Origin of the sequence: Mycobacterium sp. M23085, from assembly GCF_045343915.1 — a bacterium.
Taxonomy (GTDB): Bacteria; Actinomycetota; Actinomycetes; order Mycobacteriales; family Mycobacteriaceae; genus Mycobacterium.
This window is the reverse complement of record NZ_CP174280.1, coordinates 794,419-813,301: the sequence shown is the minus strand read 5'-3', so window position 1 is coordinate 813,301 and position 18,883 is coordinate 794,419. Positions and strand designations below refer to the sequence as shown.

18 protein-coding genes and 1 pseudogene are annotated in these 18,883 nt (G+C 68.7%); 18 read left to right on the top strand and 1 reads right to left on the bottom strand.

Annotated features, from left to right (window positions below; genetic code table 11):
- The first annotated feature begins 55 nt into the window (after nt 1-55).
- The 9 genes and pseudogenes from hisD to ACIUM1_RS03330 all read left to right on the top strand — a co-directional run bounded on the left by hisD (nt 56) and on the right by ACIUM1_RS03330 (nt 8,192).
- Nucleotides 56-1,402: a histidinol dehydrogenase gene (gene hisD / locus ACIUM1_RS03370; RefSeq protein ID WP_406815878.1), complete on the top strand. Its 1,347-nt coding sequence runs from the start codon at nt 56-58 to the stop codon at nt 1,400-1,402.
- Nucleotides 1,399-2,535: pseudogene (locus ACIUM1_RS03365) on the top strand (histidinol-phosphate transaminase); the annotation flags it as partial. The gene hisD and the pseudogene ACIUM1_RS03365, both read left to right, overlap by 4 nt.
- Nucleotides 2,536-2,969: 434 nt before the next feature.
- Nucleotides 2,970-3,590: an imidazoleglycerol-phosphate dehydratase HisB gene (gene hisB / locus ACIUM1_RS03360; RefSeq protein ID WP_406815877.1), complete on the top strand. Its 621-nt coding sequence runs from the start codon at nt 2,970-2,972 to the stop codon at nt 3,588-3,590.
- Nucleotides 3,587-4,207: an imidazole glycerol phosphate synthase subunit HisH gene (gene hisH, locus ACIUM1_RS03355; protein ID WP_406815876.1), complete on the top strand. Its 621-nt coding sequence runs from the start codon at nt 3,587-3,589 to the stop codon at nt 4,205-4,207. The genes hisB and hisH overlap by 4 nt, the downstream gene beginning before the upstream one ends.
- An 82-nt stretch (nt 4,208-4,289) precedes the next feature.
- On the top strand, nt 4,290-5,021 hold the full coding sequence (gene priA, locus ACIUM1_RS03350) for a bifunctional 1-(5-phosphoribosyl)-5-((5-phosphoribosylamino)methylideneamino)imidazole-4-carboxamide isomerase/phosphoribosylanthranilate isomerase PriA (RefSeq protein WP_406815875.1): 732 nt from the start codon (nt 4,290-4,292) through the stop codon (nt 5,019-5,021).
- A 7-nt stretch (nt 5,022-5,028) separates the two neighbouring features.
- Entirely contained in the window at nt 5,029-5,829 is an 801-nt protein-coding gene (locus ACIUM1_RS03345; protein ID WP_406815874.1) for an inositol monophosphatase family protein, read from the top strand.
- A 1-nt stretch (nt 5,830) separates the two neighbouring features.
- Nucleotides 5,831-6,619: an imidazole glycerol phosphate synthase subunit HisF gene (gene hisF / locus ACIUM1_RS03340; protein WP_406815873.1), complete on the top strand. Its 789-nt coding sequence runs from the start codon at nt 5,831-5,833 to the stop codon at nt 6,617-6,619.
- Nucleotides 6,616-6,963: a phosphoribosyl-AMP cyclohydrolase gene (gene hisI / locus ACIUM1_RS03335; RefSeq protein ID WP_406815872.1), complete on the top strand. Its 348-nt coding sequence runs from the start codon at nt 6,616-6,618 to the stop codon at nt 6,961-6,963. Before hisF ends, hisI begins: the two co-directional genes overlap by 4 nt.
- Before the next feature lie 137 nt (nt 6,964-7,100).
- Nucleotides 7,101-8,192, top strand: a complete 1,092-nt coding sequence (locus ACIUM1_RS03330) for a calcium:proton antiporter (protein WP_406815871.1) — start codon at nt 7,101-7,103, stop codon at nt 8,190-8,192.
- A gap of 3 nt (nt 8,193-8,195) precedes the next feature.
- On the opposite strand, the gene ACIUM1_RS03325 is transcribed toward ACIUM1_RS03330, so the two are convergent.
- A complete protein-coding gene (locus ACIUM1_RS03325) occupies nt 8,196-8,654 on the bottom strand; it encodes a peroxiredoxin (RefSeq protein ID WP_406815870.1) in 459 nt (152 codons plus the stop codon).
- Between the two features lie 129 nt (nt 8,655-8,783).
- On the opposite strand from ACIUM1_RS03325, the gene ACIUM1_RS03320 reads away from it, so the two are divergent.
- The 9 genes from ACIUM1_RS03320 to ACIUM1_RS03280 all read left to right on the top strand — a co-directional run bounded on the left by ACIUM1_RS03320 (nt 8,784) and on the right by ACIUM1_RS03280 (nt 18,751).
- The gene (locus ACIUM1_RS03320; RefSeq protein WP_406815869.1) at nt 8,784-10,322 is read left to right on the top strand and encodes an anthranilate synthase component I; all 1,539 of its coding nucleotides are present in this window, start codon (nt 8,784-8,786) and stop codon (nt 10,320-10,322) included.
- Nucleotides 10,315-11,001: a TIGR02234 family membrane protein gene (locus ACIUM1_RS03315; RefSeq protein WP_406815868.1), complete on the top strand. Its 687-nt coding sequence runs from the start codon at nt 10,315-10,317 to the stop codon at nt 10,999-11,001. The genes ACIUM1_RS03320 and ACIUM1_RS03315 overlap by 8 nt, the downstream gene beginning before the upstream one ends.
- A gap of 112 nt (nt 11,002-11,113) precedes the next feature.
- The gene (gene trpC, locus ACIUM1_RS03310; protein WP_066989568.1) at nt 11,114-11,932 is read left to right on the top strand and encodes an indole-3-glycerol phosphate synthase TrpC; all 819 of its coding nucleotides are present in this window, start codon (nt 11,114-11,116) and stop codon (nt 11,930-11,932) included.
- 69 nt (nt 11,933-12,001) lie between these two features.
- On the top strand, nt 12,002-13,273 hold the full coding sequence (trpB, locus tag ACIUM1_RS03305; protein ID WP_406815867.1) for a tryptophan synthase subunit beta: 1,272 nt from the start codon (nt 12,002-12,004) through the stop codon (nt 13,271-13,273).
- Nucleotides 13,270-14,085 carry a tryptophan synthase subunit alpha gene (gene trpA, locus ACIUM1_RS03300; protein WP_406815866.1) on the top strand — a complete coding sequence of 272 codons (816 nt, stop codon included), beginning with the start codon at nt 13,270-13,272 and terminating at the stop codon, nt 14,083-14,085. Before trpB ends, trpA begins: the two co-directional genes overlap by 4 nt.
- Entirely contained in the window at nt 14,082-15,794 is a 1,713-nt protein-coding gene (locus ACIUM1_RS03295) for a prolipoprotein diacylglyceryl transferase (RefSeq protein WP_406815865.1), read from the top strand. The genes trpA and ACIUM1_RS03295 overlap by 4 nt, the downstream gene beginning before the upstream one ends.
- 177 nt (nt 15,795-15,971) lie before the next feature.
- A complete protein-coding gene (locus tag ACIUM1_RS03290; protein WP_406817510.1) occupies nt 15,972-16,325 on the top strand; it encodes a DUF2752 domain-containing protein in 354 nt (117 codons plus the stop codon).
- 66 nt (nt 16,326-16,391) lie between these two features.
- A complete protein-coding gene (gene pyk, locus ACIUM1_RS03285; protein WP_406815864.1) occupies nt 16,392-17,810 on the top strand; it encodes a pyruvate kinase in 1,419 nt (472 codons plus the stop codon).
- A gap of 50 nt (nt 17,811-17,860) precedes the next feature.
- Nucleotides 17,861-18,751: an acyl-CoA thioesterase II gene (locus ACIUM1_RS03280; protein WP_406817509.1), complete on the top strand. Its 891-nt coding sequence runs from the start codon at nt 17,861-17,863 to the stop codon at nt 18,749-18,751.
- Nucleotides 18,752-18,883 lie beyond the last annotated feature (132 nt).

Genomic DNA, 18,883 nt, shown 5'->3' with positions numbered 1-18,883 from the left:
GGCCTCGATACCGGCACTGTACCGGTCGAATATCGACTTGAGTTCCTCTGGGACAATGGACACCGTGAGCACCACCGAACCGTCGCCGATGGCCCGTATCGACCTGCGGGGCGCCGAGCTGACGGCTGCCCGATTGCGGGCGGCGCTGCCCCGCGGCGGCGCCGACGTCGAGACGGTGCTGCCCAAGGTCCGGCCGATCGTGCAGGCCGTTGCCGAGCGCGGCGCCGAGGCCGCCTTGGAGTTCGGCGCCGCGTTCGACGGGGTGCGCCCCCCGGCCGTCCGGGTTCCCGCTGCGGCGCTCGAGAAGGCCCTGGCCGAACTGGACGCAGGAGTTGCCGACGCGCTGCGGGTGATGATCGAACGCACCCGCGCCGTGCACGCCGACCAGCGTCGCACCGACGTCACGACCACTCTCGGCCCGGGCGCGACCGTCACCGAGCGATGGGTTCCCGTCGACCGGGTGGGCCTCTATGTGCCCGGCGGCAACGCCGTCTACCCGTCCAGCGTGGTGATGAACGTCGTGCCGGCCCAGGCCGCCGGCGTCGCGTCGCTGGTGGTGGCGAGCCCGCCGCAGGCCCAGTTCGACGGCCTGCCGCACCCGACCATCCTGGCCGCCGCCCGGCTGCTGGGGGTCGAGGAGGTGTGGGCCGTGGGCGGCGCGCAGGCGGTGGCGTTGCTGGCCTACGGCGGCACCGACCTCGACGGCGGCGAGCTGGCGCCCGTCGACATGATCACCGGGCCCGGCAACATCTACGTCACCGCCGCCAAGCGGCTGTGCCGGTCGCGGGTCGGGATCGACGCCGAGGCTGGCCCGACCGAGATCGCGATCCTGGCCGACCACACCGCGGACCCGGCGCACGTGGCGGCCGACCTGATTAGCCAGGCCGAGCACGACGAGATGGCGGGCAGCGTGCTGGTCACCCCCAGCGCGGACCTGGCCGCCGCCACCGACGCGGAGCTGGCCGCCCAGCTGCGCACGACCGTGCACCGCGAACGGGTGACGGCGGCGCTCGGCGGCCGTCAATCCGCGATCATCCTGGTCGACGACCTGGACGCCGGGGTCGAGGTCGTCAACGCCTACGCCGCCGAACACCTGGAGATCCAGACCGTCGACGCTGCCGCCGTGGCGGGCCGAATTTGTTCGGCCGGAGCCATTTTCGTCGGCCCGTATGCGCCGGTGAGCCTGGGCGACTACTGCGCCGGATCCAATCACGTGCTGCCGACCGCGGGCAGCGCCCGGCATTCCAGCGGCCTGTCCGTGCAGACGTTCCTGCGCGGCATCCACGTCGTCGACTACACCGAGGCGGCGCTGAAAGACGTGTCCGGGCACGTGATCGCGCTGGCCGAGGCCGAAGACCTGCCGTCGCACGGCGAAGCGGTACGGCGGAGGTTCGAGCGATGACCGGACAGTCCGAGCCCACGCTGGACGACCTGCCGCTGCGCGACGATCTGCGCGGCAAATCGCCTTATGGCGCACCGCAATTGGACGTTCCGGTGCGGCTGAACACCAACGAGAACCCGCACCCGCCCACCCACGCCCTGGTGGACGACGTGGTGCGGTCGGTGGGCGAGGCGGCCGCCGACCTGCATCGCTACCCCGACCGCGACGCAGTGGCCCTGCGAACCGACCTGGCCGCCTACCTGCGTGCCCAGACCGGCGTTCGGCTCGGAGTCGAAAACATCTGGGCGGCAAACGGTTCCAACGAGATTCTGCAGCAGCTACTGCAGGCGTTCGGGGGTCCGGGGCGTAGCGCGATCGGGTTTGTCCCGTCCTACTCGATGCACCCGATCATCTCCGACGGCACCCGCACCGAATGGCTGCAGGCCGCTCGAGCCGGCGACTTCAGCCTGGACGTCGACGCCGCCGTGGCCGCCATCACCGACCGCCGGCCCGATGTGGTGTTCGTCGCCAGCCCCAACAACCCGTCCGGGCAGAGTGTTCCGCTGTCCGACCTGCGCCGGCTGCTCGACGTGGTGCCCGGCATCTTGATCGTCGACGAGGCCTACGGCGAATTCTCGTCACAACCCAGCGCGGTCGAGCTGGTGGCGGAGTATCCCAGGCGGCTCATCGTCTCGCGCACCATGAGCAAGGCGTTCGCCTTCGCCGGCGGCCGGTTAGGCTACCTGATCGCCACCCCGGCGCTGATCGACGCGATGCTGCTGGTGCGGTTGCCGTATCACCTGTCCTCGCTCACCCAGGCCGCCGCGCGCGCCGCGCTGCGCCACGCCGATGACACCCTGGGCAGTGTGGCGACACTGATCGCCGAACGCGAACGCGTGTCAACCACGTTGACGGGCATGGGTTTTCGGGTGATTCCCAGCGACGCGAACTTCGTGCTGTTCGGGGAGTTCGCCGATGCGCCGGCCACCTGGCAACGCTATCTGGACGCCGGCGTGCTGATCCGCGACGTCGGGATCCCCGGCTACCTGCGCGCCACCACCGGGCTGGCCGAGGAGAACGACGCCTTCCTGCGCGCCAGCGCCCAGATCGCCGCCACCGAACTGGCACCAGTTACTTCCGCCCCTTTAGGAGCGATCGCGAGTGCGGCGAAGCCGGGCGAAGCGGGTCGCGACAATGGTTTAGGAGCGATCGCGAGTGCGGCGAAGCCGGGCGAAGCGGGTCGCGACAATGGTTTAGGAGCGATCGCGAGTGCGGCGAAGCCGGGCGAAGCGGGTCGCGACAATGGTTTAGGAGCGATCGCGAGTGCGGCGAAGCCGGGCGAAGCGGGTCGCGACAATGGTTTAGGAGCGATCGCGAGTGCGGCGGAGCCGGGCGAAGCGGGTCGCGACAATGGTTTAGGAGCGATCGCGAGTGCGGCGGAGCCGGGCGAAGCGGGTCGCGACAATGGTTTAGGAGCGATCGCGAGTGCGGCGGAGCCGGGCGAAGCGGGTCGCGACAATGGTTTAGGAGCGATCGCGAGTGCGGCGGAGCCGGGCGAAGCGGGTCGCGACAATGGTTTAGGAGCACCGTGACAGCGACCGCGACCCGCCGAGCGCGAATCGAGCGCCGCACCAAGGAATCCGACATCGTCATCGAACTCGACCTCGATGGCACCGGCCAGGTCGACATCGACACCGGTGTGCCGTTCTATGACCACATGCTCACGGCCCTGGGCAGTCATGCCAGCTTCGACCTGACCGTGCGCACCAAGGGCGACGTCGAAATCGAGGGTCACCACACCATCGAGGACACGGCCATCGTGCTGGGGCAGGCGCTGGGGCAGGCCCTGGGCGACAAACGGGGCATCCGCCGGTTCGGCGACGCCTTCATCCCGATGGACGAAACGCTGGCGCACGCAGCGGTCGACGTGTCCGGCCGGCCCTACTGCGTGCACAGCGGAGAGCCGGATCACTTGCAGCACACCACTATTGCCGGCAACTCGGTGCCGTACCACACCGTGATCAACCGGCACGTGTTCGAGTCGCTGGCCATGAACGCGCGCATCGCGCTGCACGTGCGCGTCTTGTACGGGCGCGACCCGCACCACATCACCGAAGCGCAGTACAAGGCGGTGGCCCGTGCGCTGCGGCAGGCGGTCGAGTCCGACCCGCGAGTCTCGGACGTGCCGTCCACCAAAGGGGTTCTGTGACGCCGAAAAAAGTAGTTGTCCTCGACTACGGCTCGGGCAACCTGCGGTCGGCGCAGCGTGCGCTCGAGCGGGTCGGTGCGTCGGTCGAGGTGACCGGCGACGCCGATGCCGCGGCCGCGGCCGACGGACTGGTGGTGCCCGGCGTCGGTGCCTACGAGGCCTGCATGACCGGGCTGCGCAACATCGGCGGCGAACGCATCATCGCCGGTCGGATCGCCGCCGGTCGGCCGGTACTGGGCGTCTGTGTCGGCATGCAGATCCTGTTCGCCCGCGGCGTTGAATTCAGTGTGGAGACCGAGGGATGCGGGCAGTGGCCCGGCTATGTCACGCGGCTGCAGGCGCCGGTCATCCCACACATGGGCTGGAACGTCGTCGAATCCGGGCCCGGCACGGTGTTGTTCAAGGGACTCGACGCCGACACCCGGTTCTACTTCGTGCACTCCTACGCCGCGCAGCAGTGGGAGGGTTCGCCCGACGCGGTGCTGACGTGGGCCACTCACGAGGGCCCGTTCCTGGCCGCGGTCGAGGACGGACCGCTGTCCGCCACCCAGTTTCATCCGGAGAAGAGCGGGGACGCCGGCGCGGCCGTGTTGAGCAATTGGGTCCGCGGACTGTGAAGGACCTCGCGGAAACGCTTTCTACCAAGCAACGACCGGGGATGCGGGTAACTCGTTGCACTCTCGGCACACAGGAGGGAATGTGTTGATCTTGTTGCCCGCGGTCGACGTGGTCGACGGCCGCGCCGTGCGTCTGGTGCAGGGCAAGGCGGGCAGTGAAACCGAATACGGCTCGGCGCTGGATGCCGCGCTGACCTGGCAGCGCGATGGCGCCGAATGGATCCATCTGGTCGACCTGGACGCGGCGTTCGGGCGCGGCTCCAACCGCGAGCTGCTGGCCGAGGTGGTCGGCAAGCTGGACGTGCAGGTGGAGCTGTCCGGCGGGATCCGCGACGACGATTCCCTGGCCGCCGCCCTGGCCACCGGCTGCGCCCGGGTGAACCTGGGCACGGCCGCCCTGGAAAACCCGCAGTGGTGCGCCCGCGCGATCAGCGAGCATGGCGACAAGGTCGCCGTGGGTCTGGACGTGCAGATCGTCGATGGTGAACACCGGCTGCGGGGCCGGGGTTGGGAAACCGACGGGGGCGACCTGTGGGAGGTGCTGGAACGCCTTGACACGCAAGGGTGTTCGCGGTTCGTCGTGACCGACGTGACCAAGGACGGCACGCTGGGTGGCCCGAACCTGGACCTGCTGGCGGCCGTCGCCGGCCGCACCGACGCCCCGGTGATCGCCTCCGGCGGCGTGTCCAGCCTGGACGACCTGCGGGCGATCGCCACCCTCACCGACCGTGGGGTCGAGGGCGCCATCGTCGGGAAGGCCCTCTACGCGGGGCGGTTCACCTTGCCGCAGGCGCTGGCCGCGGTGGCGGAGTAGCCCCGGTATGGACGTGCACGGGTTGGTGGCGCAGGCGTCGGCGATCCTCGACGATGCGGTCGAACCGTTCCTTGCCGGTCACCGCGCCGACTCCGCGGTCCGCAAGAAGGGCAACGACTTTGCCACCGACGTCGACCTGGCGATCGAGCGGCAGGTGGTGGCCGCGCTCGGCGAGGCCACCGGGATCGGGGTGCACGGCGAGGAATTCGGCGGTTCGGCCGTCGACTCCGCATGGGTGTGGGTACTGGATCCCGTCGACGGCACGTTCAACTACGCGGCGGGATCACCGATGGCGGGCATCCTGCTGGGCCTGCTGCATCACGGTGATCCGGTGGCCGGATTGACCTGGCTGCCGTTCATGAACCAGCGCTATACGGCGGTGGCGGGCGGTCCGCTGCTCAAGAACGGGGTGTCGCAGCCGCCGCTGACTTCCATCGACCTGGCCGACGCCCTGGTCGGCGTCGGGTCGTTCAGCGCGGACGCGCGCGGCCGCTTCCCGGGACGCTATCGGATCGCGCTGCTGGAGAACCTCAGCCGGGTCTCGTCGCGGCTGCGCATGCACGGCTCCACCGGCCTCGACCTCGCCTTCGTCGCTGACGGAATACTTGGTGCGGCAATAAGTTTCGGCGGCCACGTGTGGGACCACGCCGCCGGGGTCGCTTTGGTCCAAGCGGCCGGCGGGGTCGTCACCGACCTGGCCGGTGAGCCGTGGACCCCCGCGTCGGATTCCGCGGTGGCGGCGGGTCCGGCCGCGCACGCCGAGATCCTGAAGATCCTGCGTGCCACCGGCCGACCGGAGGATTACTGAGATGCCCCCGAATCCCAACAGCCTTGCGGTGCGTGTGATCCCGTGCCTGGACGTCGACGGCGGCCGGGTGGTCAAGGGTGTCAACTTCGAAAACCTGCGGGACGCGGGCGATCCGGTGGAACTCGCGGCCGCCTACGACGCCGAAGGCGCGGACGAGCTGACCTTCCTCGATGTGACCGCATCGTCGTCGGGACGGGCCACCATGCTCGATGTGGTGCGCCGCACCGCCGAGCAGGTCTTCATTCCGCTCACCGTCGGCGGCGGGGTGCGTACCGTGGCCGACGTCGACGTGTTGCTGCGTGCGGGGGCCGACAAGGTCTCCATCAACACCGCCGCGATCGCCCGGCCCGAGCTGCTCGCCGAGATGGCGCGGCAGTTCGGCTCTCAGTGCATCGTGCTGTCCGTCGACGCCCGCACCGTGCCGCCGGGCGCGGTGCCGACACCGTCCGGGTGGGAGGTCACCACCCATGGCGGGCGGCGCGGCACCGGGCTGGACGCGGTCGAGTGGGCTTCGCGCGGAGCCGATTTGGGGGTAGGGGAGATCCTGCTGAACTCGATGGATGCCGACGGCACCAAGGCTGGATTCGACCTGGAGATGCTGCAGGCGGTGCGGTCGGCGGTGACGGTGCCGGTCATCGCCAGCGGCGGCGCCGGGGCGGCCGAACACTTCGCGCCCGCGATCGCGGCCGGCGCCGACGCGGTGCTGGCGGCCAGCGTGTTCCACTTCCGGGAGCTGACCATCGGTCAGGTGAAGGCCGCCATGGCCGCGGAAGGGATCACCGTACGGTGACACTGGACCCGCGGATCGCCGCGCGACTGAAGCGCAATGCCGACGGACTGTTCACCGCCGTCGTGCAGGAGCGCGGCAGCGGTGACGTGCTGATGGTCGCCTGGATGGACGACGCGGCGCTGGCCCGAACCCTGGAAACCCGTGAGGCGACCTATTATTCGCGGTCCCGCGGGGAGCAGTGGATCAAGGGGGCGACGTCCGGACACACCCAATACGTCCACTCGGTGCGGCTGGACTGCGACGGCGACACCGTGCTGCTGACGGTCGACCAGGTTGGCGGCGCCTGCCACACCGGCGACCACAGCTGCTTCGACGCCGACGTGCTGCTGGCACCGGAGCGCTGACCCGTCACGGCCGCAACCGGTTATCGCCCGCCTAGTCGGTCCGGGCAGCGGCGCTGGGTGACCGGGCAAGCGTGGCCGGGCGTGTCCAGGGTCACTTCACACCCGTAGCCGCACCACTTCGACAAGAATGGCGGTCAATGTCGAAATGGTTGTCCTGGAACGTCGTTGTGCCGGTGCTTGCCCTGGTCGTGCTGGCATTGATCTGGGGCGAGCGGCTGGGGCCGGTACTGGTCGGGCTGGCCGCGGTGTTTCTCGTCGGCGCGGTGGTGGCCGCGGTGCATCACGCCGAGGTGGTCGCGCACCGGGTCGGCGAGCCGTTCGGGTCGCTGGTGCTCGCGGCGGCGGTGACCGTCATCGAGCTGGCCCTGATCGTCGAGCTGATGGCGACCGGGGGCAACGAGGCGGCGACGCTGGCCAGGGACACCGCCTTCGCGGCGGTGATGATCACCACCAACGGCATCGCCGGGTTGTCGCTGCTGCTCGGTTCGCGGCGCTACGGCGTGACGCTGTTCAACGCCGAGGGCAGCGGTGCCGCGCTGGCCACGCTGACCACCCTGGCGACGTTGAGCCTGGTGCTACCCACGTTCACCACCAGCCAGCCGGGCAATGAGTTCTCGCCCGGCCAGCTCGCCTTCGCCGCGGTCGCCTCGCTGCTGCTGTATCTGCTTTTCGTGTTCACCCAGACGGTGCGGCATCGCGACTTCTTTCTGCCGATCGCCCAGAAGGGCCAAAAACGCCTCTTCGAGGACGAAAGCCACGCCGACCCGCCCACCGGCCGGGCGGCGCTGATCAGCCTGGGGCTGATGCTGGGCGCGCTGGTGGCGGTGGTCGGCCTGGCCGAGGAGGAAGCGCCGGCCGTCGAGCACGCGGTCACCGCGGCGGGCTTGCCGCAGACCTTCGTCGGTGTGGTGATCGCCGCACTGGTGCTGCTGCCCGAGACCCTCGCGGCGGTGCGCGCCGCGCGGCAGGGCCACATCCAGATCAGCCTGAACCTGGCCTACGGCTCCGCGCTGGCCAGCATCGGGCTGACCATCCCGGCGATCGCGCTGGCGTCGGTGTGGCTCAAGGGGCCGCTGGCGCTGGGTCTCGGCCCCACCCAGCTGGTGCTGCTCGCCCTGACCGTGGTGATCAGCATGCTGACGGTGGTGCCCGGCCGGGCCACCCGGTTGCAGGGCGAGGTGCATCTGGTGCTGCTGGCCGCTTATGTGTTCCTGGCCATCAGCCCCTGACGGTCACGCCCGGGCGCGCAGCGTCGCCAGCGCCTTGTCGGCGTGGCTGTCCATGTTGAACTCGCTGGAGATCACGTCGAGCACCGTGCGGTCGGTGTCGATGACGAACGTCGTGCGCTTGACCGGCATCAGCTTGCCGAGCAGGCCGCGCTTGACGCCGAATTGGGTGGCGACGGTGCCGTCGGAGTCCGACAGCAGCGGGTAGTCGAAGTTCTGCAGGTCGGCGAACTTGGCCTGCTTCGGCACGGCGTCGGCGCTGATACCGACCCGGTTGGCCCCGACCGCCGCGAATTCGGCGGCCAGATCGCGAAAGTGGCATGCTTCCTTGGTGCAGCCGGGGGTCATCGCGGCCGGGTAGAAGAACAACACCACCGGCCCGCCGGAAAGCAGTTCGCTGAGCTTGCGCGGGGTCCCGGTCTGATCGGGCAGTTCGAAATCCGCGACGGTGTCACCACGTTTCATGGCGGACACGCTACGCCGGAAGGCCCAGCACGAAGTCGCCGAGCGCAACCTCGCGGCGAATTTCCGGACCGAGAATCGTCGTGGCGTTACGCTCGCGGCTGGGTTCAACGCGTCTGGGAGGATGATTCGGTGCACGCCCACCTCGCCGCGACGACCTCACGAGAGGAATTCCGCCAGCTGGCAGCCGAGCACCGTGTGGTGCCGGTGACCCGCAAGGTGCTGGCCGACAGTGAGACGCCGTTGTCGGCCTACCGCAAACTCGCCGGCAACCGGCCGGGAACATTCCTGCTGGAGTCGGCCGAGCACGGCCGTTCCTGGTCGCGGTGGTCGTTCATCGGCGCGGGGGCGCCGTCGGCGCTGACCGTGCGCGACGGTGAAGCAGTCTGGCTGGGCGTGGTGCCGCAGGACGCGCCGACCGGGGGCGACCCGCTGCAAGCGCTGCGCGCCACCCTGGAACTGCTGGCCACCGGCCCGCTGCCGGGGCTGCCGCCGCTGTCGGGTGGCATGGTCGGGTTCTTCGCCTACGACATGGTCCGGCGCCTGGAACGGCTGCCCGAACTGGCCGTCGACGACCTCAAGCTGCCCGACATGTTGCTGCTGCTGGCCACCGACCTCGCCGCGGTCGATCATCACGAGGGCACCATCACGCTGATCGCCAACGCGGTGAACTGGAACGGGACCGACGAGCGGGTCGACGAGGCCTACGACGACGCGATCGCCCGCCTGGACGTGATGACCGCGGCGCTGGGCCAGCCGTTGCGGTCCACAATCGGCACGTTCGAGCGGCCGGAACCGCGTTACCGCGCGCAACGCAGCGTCGAGGAGTACGGCAAGATCGTCGACTACCTGGTCGAGCAGATCGCCGCGGGTGAGGCCTTCCAGGTGGTGCCCTCGCAACGGTTCGAGATGGACACCCATGTCGATCCGCTCGACGTGTACCGGATGTTGCGGGTCACCAACCCGAGCCCCTATATGTATCTATTGCGTGTGCCGAATGACGCTGGGGGAACTGACTTTTCGATCGTCGGGTCCAGTCCGGAGGCGCTGGTCACCGTCGCCGACGGCACCGCGACCACCCATCCGATCGCCGGAACGCGGTGGCGCGGAGACACCGACGAAGAGGACCAGCTGCTGGAAAAGGAGCTGTTGGCCGACGACAAGGAGCGCGCCGAGCACCTGATGCTGGTCGACCTGGGCCGCAACGATCTGGGTCGGGTCTGCGCGCCGGGCACGGTGCGGGTGGAGGACTACAGCCACATCGAACGCTATAGCCACGTGATGCACCTGGTGTCGACGGTGACCGGCGTGCTCGCCGACGGCCACACCGCGCTCGATGCGGTGACGGCCTGCTTTCCGGCCGGCACGCTGTCGGGTGCGCCCAAGGTCCGCGCCATGGAGCTGATCGAAGAGGTGGAGAAGACCCGCCGCGGCCTGTACGGCGGCGTGGTCGGCTACCTGGACTTCGCCGGCAACGCCGACTTCGCGATCGCCATCCGCACCGCGGTGATGCGCGACGGCACCGCCTACGTGCAATCCGGCGGTGGGGTGGTGGCGGATTCCAACGGCCCCTACGAGTACACCGAGGCCACCAATAAGGCGCGTGCCGTGCTCAGCGCGATCGCCGCCGCCGAGACGCTGACCGAACCCGGTCCCAGCGGCGATGAGTGAGGCCGGCGCGGACACCCGCCGGCCGACCGGCCGGTGGCTGATCCGGATTGCCCAGCTGCTGCTGGTGGTGGCTGCAGGGACGTTGTGGGCGGCCTCGCGCCTGCCGTGGGTGGTCATCCGGTCGTTCGACGGGCTGGGACCACCCAAACAGGTGACCTTGGCCGGGGCGGCGTGGTCGACGGCGCTGCTGCCGTTGGCGTTGCTCCTGCTGGCCGGGGCCGTCGCCGCCCTCGCCGTGCGGGGCTGGCGGCTGCGCGTGCTGGCGGGTCTGCTGGCGCTGGTCAGCCTGGCGGTCGGCTACCTCGGGATCAGCCTGTGGGCGCTGCCCGATGTGGCGTTCCGCGGCGCCGAGCTGGCGCACATCTCGGTGATGTCGCTGGTGGGCAGCGAGCGGCGGTACTGGGGTGCGGGCGTCACGGTGGCCGGCGCGGCGTGCACGCTGATCGCCGCCGTCCTGCTGATGCGGTCCGCGTCGGACTCGGGGTCGGCCCGGTCCAGCGCAATAAAGTACTCGGCGCCGGCGACGCGCCGGTCGATTGTGCGACGCGAAGCGGCCGATGGGGCGATGCTGGAGGAGCCGGAGACGCCGGGAATGTCGGAGCGGATGATCTGGGACGCGCTTGACGAGGGACGCGACCCGACCGATCGGCCCAGCGAGTCTGACACCGAGGGTCGGTGACGGGTCGCAAGCCGTGTGCCGCTACCCTTCATTCACGTCGTCGCAATCGGTTCGGGACAACGCAGTGGCCGTGGGATGACAGCGGACGACAGGGCGAAGGGAAACGACAGGCATGAGTCCGGCAACCGTGCTTGACTCCATCCTCGAGGGAGTCCGGGCCGACGTTGCCGCGCGCGAAGCGCTCATCAGCCTGTCCGAGATCAAAGCCGCCGCGGCGGCCGCGCCGCCGCCACGCGATGTGATGGCCGCCCTGCGCGAGCCCGGAATCGGCGTGATTGCGGAAGTCAAGCGCGCCAGCCCGTCGGCGGGTTCCCTGGCGACCATTGCCGATCCGGCCAAACTCGCCCGGGCCTACGAAGACGGTGGCGCCCGCATCATCAGCGTGTTGACCGAGGAGCGACGTTTCCACGGCTCGCTCGACGACCTGGACGCGGTGCGCGCGGCGGTCTCGATTCCGATTCTGCGCAAAGACTTTGTGGTGCAGCCCTATCAGATCCACGAAGCGCGTGCGCACGGCGCCGACATGCTGCTGCTCATCGTCGCCGCGCTGGAGCAGTCGGCGTTGGTGTCGATGCTGGACCGCACCGAATCGCTGGGCATGACGGCGCTCGTCGAGGTGCACACCGAAGAAGAGGCCGACCGGGCACTCAAGGCCGGGGCCAAGGTAATCGGCGTCAACGCCCGCGATCTGGCGACACTGGAGGTGGACCGGGATTGCTTCGCGCGCATCGCCCCCGGGCTGCCCAGCAACGTGATCAGGATCGCCGAATCCGGTGTGCGCGGTACCGGCGACCTGCTGGCGTACGCCGGTGCGGGCGCCGACGCCGTGTTGGTCGGCGAAGGCCTGGTCAAAAGTGGTGACCCCCGCGCCGCGGTTGCCGACCTGGTCACCGCGGGCACCCATCCGTCCTGTCCGAAACCGGCTCGCTAGTCACTACGTCACTGAAGATCCCCAGCGCTGAAACGGTGAACCCATGAGCCATCCCCGTTTAGAGTCTTGGTGATGGTGGACCTCTCCTCCCGGTCCCGCCCGGATCTGCCGCTCCCCAGCGCAGCCATCGCCGAACCCACCCGTCACGAACCCGATGCCGGTGGCCACTTCGGCGTGTACGGCGGCCGCTATGTCGCCGAGGCCTTGATGGCCGTGATCGAAGAGGTCACCGCCGCGTACGAGAAGGAACGCGTCAACCAGGATTTCCTGGACACCCTGGATCATCTGCAAGCGAACTACGCCGGCCGCCCGTCGCCCCTGTACGAGGCCCGGCGCCTGTCCGAACAGGCCGGCGCGCGCGTCTTTCTCAAACGAGAAGACTTGAACCACACCGGTTCTCACAAGATCAACAATGTGCTCGGTCAGGCGCTGCTGGCCCGCCGGATGGGCAAGAAGCGGGTGATCGCCGAGACCGGGGCCGGTCAGCACGGCGTGGCGACCGCCACCGCGTGTGCCTTGCTCGGCCTGGAGTGCGTGATCTACATGGGCGCGGTGGACACCGAGCGCCAGGCGCTCAATGTGGCGCGGATGCGCCTTCTGGGAGCGACGGTCGTCTCGGTAGAAAGCGGCTCGAAGACCCTCAAGGATGCCATCAACGAGGCGTTTCGGGATTGGGTTACCAACGCGGACAACACGTTCTACTGCTTCGGCACCGCGGCCGGCCCGCATCCCTTTCCCGCCATGGTGCGCGACTTTCAGCGGATCATCGGGCTCGAGGCGCGCGCCCAGATCCAGGCCCAGGCGGGCCGGTTACCCGACGCGGTGGTGGCCTGTATCGGCGGCGGTTCCAACGCCATCGGCATCTTCCATCCGTTCATCGATGATCCGGGCGTGCGGCTGGTCGGATTCGAGGCGGCCGGCGACGGTGTCGAAACCGGAAGGCACGCCGCGACCTTCACCGGCGGCTCCCCGGGTGCGTTTCAGGGATCGTTCTCGTATCTGCTGCAGGACGAGGACGGTCAGACCATCGAATCTCATTCCATCTCAGCGGGTCTCGATTACCCGGGGGTGGGTCCAGAGCATGCGTATCTGCGCGAGACCGGGCGTGCCGAATACCGGCCGATCACGGACTCGGAGGCGATGGATGCGTTTCGCGTACTGTGTCGGACGGAGGGCATCATCCCGGCCATCGAATCCGCGCACGCCGTGGCCGGTGCGCTGAAACTGGGCCCCGAACTGGGGCAGGGCGCGATCATCGTGGTGAACCTGTCCGGGCGCGGCGATAAGGACGTCGAGACGGCCGCGAAGTGGTTCGGGCTGATGGGGTCCAGCGATCAATGACGGTCAAACACATCGAAGCGGGCAGGCTCGAGTCGATCTTCAGTGGCTGTCGCGCAGACAATCGCGCGGCGCTGATCGGATATCTGCCCACCGGTTACCCCGACGTGCCGACGTCGGTCAACGGCATGATCGCATTGGTGGAATCGGGTTGCGACATCATCGAGGTCGGGGTTCCTTATTCGGATCCCGGCATGGATGGCCCGACCATCGCCAAGGCCACCGAGACCGCCCTGCACGGCGGAGTTCGCGTCCGGGACACGCTGGCCGCGGTTGAGGCGATCAGCGCCGCCGGGGGGCACGCGGTGGTGATGACCTACTGGAACCCCGTGTTGCGCTACGGGGTTGACGCGTTCGCTCGCGATCTGGCATCGGCGGGCGGGTTCGGTCTGATCACGCCCGATCTCATCCCCGATGAAGCCGGTCAGTGGTTGGCGGCGTCCGACGAGCATTGGCTGGACCGGATCTTTCTGGTGGCCCCGTCCTCGACGCCGCAGCGGTTGGCAATGACCGTCGAGGCGTCGCGCGGATTCGTCTACGCGGCTTCCACGATGGGCGTGACGGGGGCGCGTGACGTCGTGTCCAACGCCGCGCCCGAGTTGGTCAGCAGGGTCAAGGAGGTAGCCGACATACCCGTCGGTGTGGGTCTGGGGGTGCGGTCGCGAGAGCAGGCCGCCCAGATCGGCAGCTACGCCGACGGTGTCATTGTCGGGTCCGCGCTGGTGTCGGCACTTGGGGACGGGGGGTTGACTGCATTGCGTGCGCTCACTGAGGAACTCGCCGCCGGCGTTCGTCAGAGGGCGGCCGCCTCGTGACGACGCTGCTGGCCTATTTTCCGAGTCCGCCGCAGGGCGTGTGGCACCTCGGGCCGCTGCCCATCCGGGCCTACGCGCTGTGCATCATCGCCGGCATCGTGGCCGCACTGCTGATCGGTGACCGGCGCTGGGAAGCCCGCGGCGGCGAGCGCGGCGTGATCTACGACATCGCGCTGTGGACGGTGCCGTTCGGGTTGATCGGCGGCCGGCTCTACCATCTGGCCACCGACTGGCGAACCTATTGGGGTCCCGGCGGCGCGGGACTCGGGGCGGCTCTGCGGATCTGGGACGGCGGCCTGGGCATCTGGGGCGCGGTGGCGCTCGGTGGCGTCGGCGCCTGGATCGGCTGCCGCCGGCACGGGATTCCCCTGCCGGCCTTCGCCGACGCGCTGGCCCCCGGAATCATTCTGGCGCAGGCCATCGGTCGGCTCGGCAACTACTTCAACCAGGAACTCTACGGCCGCGAGACCACGCTGCCGTGGGGCCTGGAGATCTTCTACCGCCGAGACCCCTCGGGATACATCGACCCGCATTCCCTGGACGGCATCTCGACGGGTCAGATCGCATTCGTGGTGCAGCCGACGTTTCTGTACGAATTGATCTGGAATGTCCTGATTTTCGTCGCACTGATCTATGCCGACCGTCGCTTCACGCTGGGCCACGGTCGGCTGTTCGCTCTGTACGTGGCGGGCTACTGCGTGGGGCGGTTCTGTGTCGAGCTGCTGCGCGACGACACCGCCACCCACATCGCCGGCATCCGGATCAACTCGTTCACATCGACTTTCGTGTTCATCGGGGCCGTGGTGTATCTGATGGCGGCGCCCAAGGGCCGCGAAGACCCCGAGAGCCTGCGCGGCAACCGATACCTCGACGAGGAAGCGGCCGAAGACGAGTCGCAGGAGGAGCCCGCGACGGTGGCCGCAGCGACGGCAGCGGCGGGCGCGGCCGCCCCCGCCGCGGATGCGCCGACGGGCTTTGCGGAGACGACGGAGGCTTCCGACACCACCACCACCGCCGACGCGGAAGCCGACGAATCGGAAGCGGACGCGGCGCAGCCGGCCGCCGCGGCTCAGCCCGGCGAGGCCGAGGAGCCCGAGGGTTCCGAGGTTGAATCCGAAACCGAAGAGCCCGAAGCCGAAGAACCGGAACCCGAGGCGGAAGCCGAAACCGAAGAGCCCCAAGCCGAAACCAAAGAGCCCGAAGCCGAATCGGAAGAAGCGGAAGCCGAGGAGCCCCAAGCCGAATCGGAAGAACCGGAAGCCGGGGAGCCGGAAGCCGAATCGGAAGAACCGGAAGCCGGGGAGTCGGAAACCGAGGCCACAGAACAGGATTCGGAAGCCGAGGAACCCGAGGCGGACGCGCTCGAGGCCGAGCCGGTGGCCGACACGGAAGAGGCCGAGCCGGAAGCGGAAGCGGTGACGCAAGACGAGCCCGCCGCCGAGGATTCGGAAGACGAGCCCGCCGCCGAGGATTCGGGAGACGAACCCGCCGCCGAAACCGCCGAAACAGCCGAAACAGCCGAAACAGGCGAAACAGGCGAAATAGCCGAACCGGCAGAAGCCGAAGCGGCCGACGCCGACTCGACGGCGGTCACCGAGGCCGACTCAGGAGAACCGACCGCCGAGGGGTCCGCCGAAACGACCCCGGCGCAGCCGGAAACGCGTCGGCGATGGGGTTCGCGACTCAGGAACCGGCTGCCGGGCCGCTAACCGCTGACGTACCGAGATCGCCCGGCGGGGCGCGACGGATCTGGCATGCTGAGTAGCGTGACCAACGCAACGTCAGCCATGTAGCGGATGCAACCCCACGCACCCGCGCACGCTCTAAGGCAACCCGATCCGCACGGCCTGCGGCGCCATCGCCTGCCCATCGCGGCCGGGACCGGGATGGCGCTGGGCGGCGCCCTCGGCTACGTCGCGCTGGTCGACCCGCACAGCCCGAGTTCGATCTACCCGCCGTGCCCGTTCAAGTGGCTCACGGGCTGGAATTGCCCCTTTTGCGGCGGCCTGCGGATGACCCATGACCTGTTGCACGGTGACCTGATGGCCGGCATTCACGACAACGTTTACGTGCTGGTAGGAATACCGCTGCTGGCGGCGTGGGTGCTGGCGCGGCGCTCCCGCTGCAAGGCGTTGCCGCCCAGAGCGGCGTTGTTGACGGTCGTGGCCGCGACCATCGCATGGACGGTGCTGCGTAACCTGCCCGCCTTCCCGCTGTCTCCCACCGTTCTTGGTGGGTAAAAGCACACTCCGCGGCGACGGCAATCTGCGGGCCGTGGGGGAGACACACGACTATGCTGGGTCGGCGTGAGTAGACGCGGAAAGATCGTCTGCACCCTTGGCCCTGCGACCAGTTCGGACGAATCGATCCTGGCCCTGGTTGAGGCCGGAATGGACGTCGCCCGGCTGAACTTCAGCCACGGCGACTACTCCGATCACAAAGCCGCCTACGAGCGGGTCCGGTCCGCGTCCGACGCCACCGGCCGCGCCGTCGGAGTGCTCGCCGACCTGCAGGGCCCCAAGATCAGGCTGGGCCGTTTCGCCACCGGGCCCACCTACTGGGCCGACGGTGAAACGGTGCGGATCACCGTCGCCGACTGCGAGGGCGACCACGACCGCGTGTCGACCACCTACAAGAAGCTGGCCGAGGACGCCGCCGTCGGTGACCGGATCCTGGTCGACGACGGCAAGGTCGGCCTGGTGATCGACGGCATCGAGGGTGACGACGTCATCTGCACGGTCGTCGAGGGCGGCCCGGTCAGCAACAACAAGGGCATCTCGCTGCCCGGGATGAACGTGTCCGCACCGGCCCTGTCGGAGAAGGACATCGAGGATCTCACCTTCGCGCTGGAACTCGGCGTCGACCTGGTCGCGCTGTCCTTCGTGCGGTCGCCGTCCGACGTCGAGTTGGTGCACGAAGTGATGGACCGGGTCGGCCGGCGGGTGCCGGTGATCGCGAAGCTGGAGAAGCCGGAGGCCGTCGACAATCTCGAAGCCATCGTGCTGGCGTTCGACGCGATCATGGTGGCCCGCGGCGACCTGGGCGTTGAGCTGCCCCTGGAAGAGGTTCCACTGGTGCAGAAGCGGGCCATCCAGATGGCCCGGGAGAATGCGAAACCCGTGATCGTGGCGACCCAGATGCTCGATTCGATGATCGAGAGCTCACGGCCGACCCGGGCCGAGGCCTCCGACGTCGCCAACGCCGTCCTGGACGGCGCCGACGCGGTGATGCTGTCCGGGGAAACGTCGGTGGGGAAGTATCCGCTGGCGGCCGTTCGCACCATGGCGCGCATCATCTGCGCGGTCGAGGACAATTCCACGGCCGCGCCGCCGCTGACGCACGTGCCGCGCACCAAACGCGGGGTGATCTCGTATGCGGCCCGCGACATCGGCGAGCGGCTCGACGCCAAGGCACTGGTCGCATTCACCCAGTCCGGTGACACGGTCAAGCGCCTCGCCCGCCTGCACACCCCGCTGCCGCTGCTCGCCTTCACCGCGTGGCCGGAGGTGCGCAGCCAGCTGGCCATGACCTGGGGCACCGAAACATTCATCGTCCCGATGATGACCTCCACCGACGGCATGATCCGCCAGGTCGACAAGTCGCTGCTGGAACTCGGTCGCTACAAGCGCGGCGACCTGGTGGTCATCGTCGCCGGCGCGCCACCTGGCACAGTAGGGTCAACCAACCTCATCCATGTGCACCGGATCGGGGAGGACGACGTCTAACTAGAGGAGAGCGTGTGCCGGCCGGCTGTGAGTCTCAAGAGCCGAACGCGGTGGCAAAAGCCGCGACTCAGACCCATTCGGACTTCACCGAACTGCTGGCCACACTCGACCTCGACCGTGTCGACGACGACCTGTTCATCGGCTCGCATCCCAGCAAGAATCCGATGCGCACCTTCGGCGGCCAGCTGATGTCGCAATCGTTCGTCGCGAGCAGTCGCAGCCTGGTTCGCCACGAGCTGCCGCCGAGCGCGCTGTCGGTGCACTTCATCAACGGGGGAGACACCGCCAAGGACATCGAATTCCGGGTGACCAGGCTGCGTGACGAGCGCCGCTTCGCCAACCGGCGCGTCGATGCGATGCAGGACGGCACGTTGCTGTGCTCGGCGCTGATCTCCTACATGGCCGGCGGCCGCGGCCTGGAACACGGCATCGAGCCGCCGGAGGTGGCCGACCCGCACACCCAGCCCACCATCGGCGAACTGCTGCGCGGCTACGAGGAGACCGTTCCGCACTTCGTCAACGCCCTGCAGCCCATCGAATGGCGTTACACCAACGACCCGGCCTGGGTGATGCGCACGAAAGGCGATCGGCTGCCGCACAACCGGGTCTGGGTGAAGGCCTTGGGAGAACTTCCGGACGACCCCGTATTGCACACGGCGACAATGGTGTATTCATCGGACACCACGGTTTTGGACTCGGTTATCACCACGCACGGTCTTTCCTGGGGATTCGACCGCATATTCGCCGCTTCGGCCAATCATTCCATTTGGTTTCACCGGCAGGTCAACTTCAACGACTGGGTGTTGTACTCCACATCGTCGCCGGTGGCGGCGGATTCGCGCGGTCTCGGTACCGGGCACTTCTTCGATCGGGCCGGGCAACCGCTGGCCACCGTCGTGCAAGAGGGCGTGCTGAAATACTTCCCCTCTTCCGGCCGCTGAAACGTGACCTAATTGCAGCAAAATCTCCGCGCGAATTCGCCCTTGAAACGACCGTCATCGGGCGTAGCTTTGACCTAGCCGGGTATTCGGTGCAGAGGCGGCGATCAAGCCGCCCAGCTGTTGTTCAGCGCA